The organism is Micromonospora echinofusca, assembly GCF_017614955.1.
Classification (GTDB): domain Bacteria; phylum Actinomycetota; class Actinomycetes; order Mycobacteriales; family Micromonosporaceae; genus Micromonospora; species Micromonospora echinofusca_A.
The window spans coordinates 1-6,416 of sequence record NZ_WVUH01000377.1 but is presented as its reverse complement, the minus strand read 5'-3'; the positions used below and the strand labels follow the sequence as shown (position 1 = coordinate 6,416).

Here is a 6,416-nt window from a genome sequence, read left to right as displayed (position 1 = left end):
GTTACGCCCTGGGGCGACGGTACGGCGTCCGGCTGCTGGCCCGTGCTCCCGGCCCGCTACGCCGGCACGCCGACGTCGCGCGGGTCCGCCGCCTGGTCGCCCGGCGTGGGGCGTGGGCGGTGGCGGTGGGCCGGTGGGTGGCGGTCCTACGGGTCCTGGTGCCACTCGTCGCCGGCGCCGGCGGGATGCGCTGGCCGCCCTTCCTGCGGGCGAACCTGGCCGGCGGGCTGGTGTGGGCGACGACCGTGGCGGTGCTCGGCTATCTCGGCGCGGCCTCCTACCGGTACGTGGAGCGGGAACTGGGCATCGGGGAGTGGATCCTGGTGGCGGTGATCGCCGCTGTCGTGGCACTGCGGGTGTGGTGGCGCCGCCGGCTCGCGCGGGGTCGGGTCGACCGCTGACCGGCCCGCCCGTCAGCCTCGCCGGGTGCCGGTCCCACCACCTGTCGTCCTGCCGGGTCCGGTTCACTCCCTGCCGGGTGTCCGCCGGTGGGCCGGTACCTGCCGCAGCCGCCGGGCGAGGTCGTTCACCGCGATGTCGTATGCCACGTCGGAGTGGTGGGGCCAGTGCCGCAGGACCGGTGGCGGCACGGTGTCCTCCGGTTCCACGGTGAGCTGGCGCGGGTCGCGTAGCCGCAGTGTGCCCCGGCGGTAGGCCTCCACCAGGACGCCGGCTGGTCGTTCCTGGTCGCCGAAGCCGGGTCACGGCCGGTAGAAACCGGCGTGCTCGTCCCCTGACGGTGAGTGTGGCGCAGGCCACATACAGTCCCCACCGTGACGTGGACGGTACGACTCGCCGCGGGATTCGCCGTACTGGCGACCGCGCTGGCGGCCACCGCGGTGGCCGCCTCCGCCGCGACCGCCGACGGCGGCCTCGGCCTCACCCTGCGTCCGGACCGGCCCGGCTACCCGTCGGGTGACCAGGTCCGGCTGGAACTCACCGTCACCAACGGCACCGCCGCAGCGTGCGCACTGGCGACCGGCGCGGTCGGCACCGTGCAGGTCACCGCCGTGCGCCGGGACGGGCACGAGGTCAGCCCCGTGCTCGCCCGCAGCTTCCCCGACGACGGCATCGGTGCCCCCGCGACCGCCGCCCTGACCACGGTCGAACCCGGCGCGACCACGACCGTGACCCTGCCCGGCGTGCGGATACACGACGGCTCCGCACCCGGTGACATCGTGTTGCGGTCGGTGACCCCGACGCCCGACGGCGGCGGTCTGGACACCCTGTGGCCGGTCGGAGCACCCGGACGGTACGAGGTCACCGCGAGCTACCTGACGCTGCCGGTGACCGGTGCCACCGGTGCCTGCCCGGGGCGGACGGCCCTGTCGACCACCACCTTCACGGTGGGCGACGGCGCCGGCCCGATCGACCGTCGGCTGCCCTGGTTGCTCGGCGGGGCGCTGCTGGTACTGCTCGTCGTCACGCTCGTGGTCCTGCTGCTGGTACGCCGTCGTCGACCGTCAGCCGTCGTCGTGGTCCTGCTGCTCGCCGTCGGCGCTCCGGTGGCCGTCGAGGACCGACCGGCCCGGGCCGACTACACCGTCGACCCCACCTCCGGCGTGCCGGTGGACGGTGTCGACTTCCCGGCGGCGGTCGACAGCTGCCTGAAGGTGTTCGCCGTGCCCGGCGGGGACCCGTCCGGCATCCTGCCCCGCCTGCAGGACAGGAAGTCCCCACGGGTACGGATCATTCCCACCACGGGCGGCTCGGGAGCCTTCGAGACCCCGGACAGCGCCGACGGTAAGGGGTCGTCGACGGTCACCTGGAACCCGACCTCGGTCGACCCGTACGAAGACGGTGTGGCGCGGGACCCGTGCGCCGCGCTCTACCACGAACTCAACCACGCCGACGACATCTCCCGGGGCGCGGTTCCGCAGGGCATCTGCGGCAGCACCGGCATCAAGACCGCCGAGGTGAAGGCGACCTTCGCGGAGAACCGCTACCGCACGGCGAAGGGCCTGCCACCCCGCACGGAGTACGACGGGAAGCCCCTGCCGAAGAGCCTCGACGAGTGCCGCAGGCCCGCGAAGAAGACCCCACCGCCCAAGGGACCGGTCAAGCTCTGCGAGAACTCCGCCACCTGCGGCGGCAGCAACGGTGACCCGCACCTGGTCACCTTCGACCGGGTCTCCTACGACTTCCAGGCCGTGGGTGAGTTCGTCCTCGTGGCCGCCACCGGTGGCGACCCGCTCGAGGTGCAGGTCCGGCAGAGCCCGATGGCCGGTACCCGGACCGCCTCGGTCAACTCCGCCGTGGCCTTCCGGGTCGGCGACCACCGGGTGGCCCTCACCCTCACCGACGGTGGCACGCGGGTACACGTCGACGGCACACCGCTCGCGGCGCCACCGGAGCGGACCGCCCTCGCCGGTGGTGGCAGCCTCACCCGCCGACCCTCCGACACCGGACCCACCGACGGCTTCGACGTGGAATGGCCGGACGGGTCGGCGGCGGCCGTCGACCAGATCGGCCACTACGGCTACCGGCTGCTGATCCGGCTGGCCGCAAGCCGGGCCGGGAAGGTGCACGGCCTGCTCGGCGACTTCGACGGTGACCCCGCCGACGACATCGCCCCCGCCTCCGGTCGGGCCCTCACCCAGCCCGTGCCCTTCGCGCAGCTCTACCCCGCCTACGCGGACAGTTGGCGGATCAGCCCGGACCGTGCCCTGTTCCACTACGACGACGGGCAGGACACCGCGACCTTCACCGACCGGGGCTTTCCGGACCGGCCGTTCACCGTCGACGACCTCGACCCCGCCCGGCGGGCCGCCGCCGAGGAGACGTGCCGGTGGGCCGGCGTCACCGCCCCCGCCCCGCTCGCCGAGTGCATCTTCGACGTCGGGGTGAGCGGACGTGCCGAGTTCGCCGTGGCCGCTGCCACCACCGAGCAGGTGATCCCACCGGTCAGCGCGCCGGTCACCGCCGTGCCGGTCACCACCGGCACCCTCACGCCCGGCGGTGACCCGCTGACCTTCCCGGGCCGCGCCGGGGACGCCGTCTTCGTCGACGCCACCGCCCCCGGGCTCGCCGACCGTTGCTCGCCGTACCAGCTCGTTGACCCGACGGGGCGGGAGATCGCCGGTGGCTGCAACGTCAACGGGGCGGGCTACATCGACCGCGTCGACCTCACCATCGACGGCACGTACGCGGTACGGATGTCCGCCGCCCCCGGCGACACCGGCCGGGCCACCGTCCGGGTCTACGCCGCCCGGGACACCGCCGGCACGCTCGAACCGAACGGACCGGCGGTGACCGTGGCGGTCGAACAGCCCGGCGCCCGGGCCCGGTACCGGTTCACCGGCCGGGCCGGGGAGCGGGTGTTCCTCGACGTACCCGACAGCACCCTGACCGACCAGTGCTCCGCCCTCCAACTGCTGGACCCCGAAGGGGAACCGCTGCGCACCGGATGCGTCGTCAACGGCACCGGTGAGATCGACGGCACGCTCCTGCCCACCGACGGCACCTACACCGTGCTGGTGGATCCCGTGGACCGCACCACCGGCCTCGCCACGCTGCACCTGGTCGCCGGCCGGGACCGGTACGACACCGTCGACGTCGACGGACCACCGGTCGTCGCCACCGTCGACCGGCCGGGCGCCGTCACCGGCTACCGGTTCGAAGCCGCTGCGGGCACCTCGGTGACGGTCACCGCGACCGGGGCCACCCTGCCGGACCAGTGCGGTCTGCTGGTGCTGCGCGACCCCGACGGCGACGCGGTCCGGACCGGCTGCGTGATCAACGGAACCGGCGGCATCGAGCCCACCGTCCTGCCGACCACCGGTACGTACACCCTTCTGGTGGACCCGTACGGCACCGCCACCGGCCGGGTCACCCTCACGCTCCGACGGTGAACCGGCGCCGATCAGCGCCGGCTGCCGTACCGCAGCCAGGTATGGCCAGCACTACCTCAAGAGTCGACCCAGTGTCCTGGTTCGGGCCGGTCGCCCTTCGTTAGCGTGATTGCATGACGTCGACGAACACGCTGCTCAGGGCGGTGGTGTGGCCCGGGTTCCTCAGGTCGGCGTGGCCGTGGCGCGGGCTCGCCTACACCGCGACCACGGCGCTGGCATCAGGTCTGCTCTGGCTCGTGCTGTGCGGTCCGCTGGCCCCGCTGGTCCTGGCCGTCGAGGTGCTGCGGACGACCGGGGCGAGATCGGGTCAGGAGGCGCCGCTGCGGTGGACCGGCAGCTACGTGCTGGTCGCCGCCGTGCTCGGTCTGGTCGGTGTGGGCCTGCTCGTGCTCGTCGGACCGAGGCTGGCGCTCGTGGTGGCCGCCGTGGAGCGGTGGCGGTTGCGGCTGGCCGACGACGGCCCGACGTCGTCCCGACGCAGGGGCAGCCTCTACACCGATCCGGCCACTTGGCGCGCGGTGGCGTACCTGCTGCTGCTCGCCGTCGTCGCGCCGGTGTGGCTCGGTGTGCTGGCCCTCGCCGGACTGCTCGTGGTCTCCACCCCGTTCGCGGTGTACCACCGTGCGGTCGGTATGGCTGCCACCGGCAGCGCGGTCGGGCGCGCCGCGTGGGGACTGGCGCTGATCCCCGTGGTGCTCTATCTGGCGTCGGCGTTCGGTGGCGCGCACGCCGCGCTCGCCCGGTTGCTGCTGTGCGGCGAACCCGACCCGGCCGCCGCCGAACTGGTCGAGGTCACCCGGTCCCGGGCCCGGCTGGCCGACGCGTTCGACGCCGAGCGTCACCGCATCGAACGCGACCTGCACGACGTCGCCCAGCAACGCCTGGTCAGCCTGACCATGCAACTCGGCCTCGCCAGGCTCGACCTGCCCGACGACTCGCCCGCAGCCGTCGCGGTGGCCTCGGCGCACGAGCACGCCAAGGCGCTGATGGTGGAGCTGCGCGACCTGATCCGGGGCATCAGCCCGCGCACACTACGGGAACTCGGACTGCGAGCCGCCGTCGAGGAACTCGCCGCCGGTAGCCCGCTCCCGGTCCGCGTCGACGCCGACCCGGGTCGGTACACCCCGGCCGTGGAGACGGTGGCCTTGGCCGCCGTGTCGGAGGCGCTCGCCAACGCCGTGAAACATGCCGCCGCCACCGAGGTCACCGTCACCGCCCGGCGATCCGGCGACCTGGTGACCGTCCAGGTACGCGACGACGGACGCGGCGGTGCCGACCCGTCACGCGGCTCGGGCATCACCGGCCTGGCCGACCGGGCGGCTGCGGCCGGGGGCCGACTGCTCATCTCCAGTCCGCCCGGCGGACCGACGATCCTGCGGGTGGAGCTGCCGTGCGCGTCGTGATCGCGGAGGACTCCGTCCTGCTCCGCGAGGGGCTGGTCGGGTTGCTGTCCCGGTTCGGCTTCGACGTCGTCGCCGCCGTCGGTGACGCCGCCGCCCTGGTGACCGCCGTCGGGGAGACCACACCCGACCTCGTCGTCACCGACGTACGCATGCCACCCGGCTTCACCGACGAGGGACTGCGGGCCGCCGTGGCCCTGCGCGCCACCCACCCGGGCCTCGCCGTGGTGGCGCTGAGCCAGTACGTCCAGCACAGCTATGCCAGCGAACTGCTCGGCTCGGGCCAGGGCCGCGCCATCGGCTACCTGCTCAAGGACCGCGTGGCCGACGTCGCGGAGTTCGCCGACATGCTGCGGCGGGTGGCGGCGGGCGGCACGGTCGTCGACCCTGAGGTGGTCCGTCAGCTGATGCTGCGCGGCCGCGACCCGCTCGACCACCTGTCACCCCGTGAACGCGAGGTGCTGGCCCTGATCGCCGAGGGCCACTCGAACGCCGCCATCGCCCGCATCCTCGTGCTGACCGAGGCCGGGGTGGGCAAACACATCGGCAGCCTGCTGGCGAAGTTGCACCTGCCGGTCAACGACGACACGAACCGGCGGGTCCTCGCCGTGCTCACCTACCTGCGCGGTCAGCAGTGAACAGCGGCCGGGCACATCCCTCTCCCGCACGTCGAAGGAGTTCTCTTGACCATTCCCCCAGCCGCGCCGCGATCCACCGGTGTCCCCGGTCGCGTCCTCGCCACGCTCGGCGCCCTTGCGGTGCTCCTCGCCACCGCCTTCGTCGTCGCCCCACCCGTGCTGGCGGGCCGACCGGGTGGCGGCTTCGCCGACCGACGCCACCTCAGCGAAGCGCTGCGCGGGGCGTTCGTCGGGTACTGGCGCTCCGGTGACCCGGACCTTTCCCCGGCACTGACCCGGGTGGTCGACTACTGGCTCCGCTACCACCTGGCCAAAGCCGTGATCGCCGCGCTCCTGCTGGCCGTGCTCGTCGCCCTCGGCATCCGTCTCGGCAGGGCATTCCGGCGGGACGGCGGTCCCGGGGCGGGACGGCGGGGCGCCCTCGCATCGGCCGGCATTGTGGTCACGGTGCTCGCGTCGTTCTCGCTGGCACTGGTGATGGCCAACGTCCAGGGTGCCGTGGCGCCCTTCGCCTCGCTGCTGCCGAT

General features: G+C 73.7%; 5 protein-coding genes and 1 pseudogene. 5 read left to right on the top strand and 1 reads right to left on the bottom strand.

Translation table 11 applies throughout. The features are described from left to right. Positions 1 to 401: DedA family protein (locus GSF22_RS28845; RefSeq protein WP_208816996.1), on the top strand; the 401-nt coding region annotated here is incomplete at its 5' end. Between the two features lie 63 nt (positions 402 to 464). Here the strand turns inward: GSF22_RS28845 and GSF22_RS28840 are convergent. Then, the gene (locus GSF22_RS28840) at positions 465 to 662 is read right to left on the bottom strand and encodes a hypothetical protein (RefSeq protein ID WP_208816994.1); all 198 of its coding nucleotides are present in this window, start codon (positions 660 to 662) and stop codon (positions 465 to 467) included. Between the two features lie 111 nt (positions 663 to 773). On the opposite strand from GSF22_RS28840, the gene GSF22_RS28835 reads away from it, so the two are divergent. The 4 genes and pseudogenes from GSF22_RS28835 to GSF22_RS28820 all read left to right on the top strand — a co-directional run. After that, entirely contained in the window at positions 774 to 3,851 is a 3,078-nt protein-coding gene (locus tag GSF22_RS28835) for a VWD domain-containing protein (RefSeq protein WP_208816992.1), read from the top strand. A gap of 113 nt (positions 3,852 to 3,964) precedes the next feature. Further along, a complete protein-coding gene (locus GSF22_RS28830; RefSeq protein ID WP_208816990.1) occupies positions 3,965 to 5,254 on the top strand; it encodes a sensor histidine kinase in 1,290 nt (429 codons plus the stop codon). Further along, the gene (locus GSF22_RS28825) at positions 5,242 to 5,889 is read left to right on the top strand and encodes a response regulator transcription factor (RefSeq protein WP_208816988.1); all 648 of its coding nucleotides are present in this window, start codon (positions 5,242 to 5,244) and stop codon (positions 5,887 to 5,889) included. The genes GSF22_RS28830 and GSF22_RS28825 overlap by 13 nt, the downstream gene beginning before the upstream one ends. A 45-nt stretch (positions 5,890 to 5,934) precedes the next feature. Further along, positions 5,935 to 6,416, top strand: a pseudogene (locus tag GSF22_RS28820) (hypothetical protein); the annotation flags it as partial.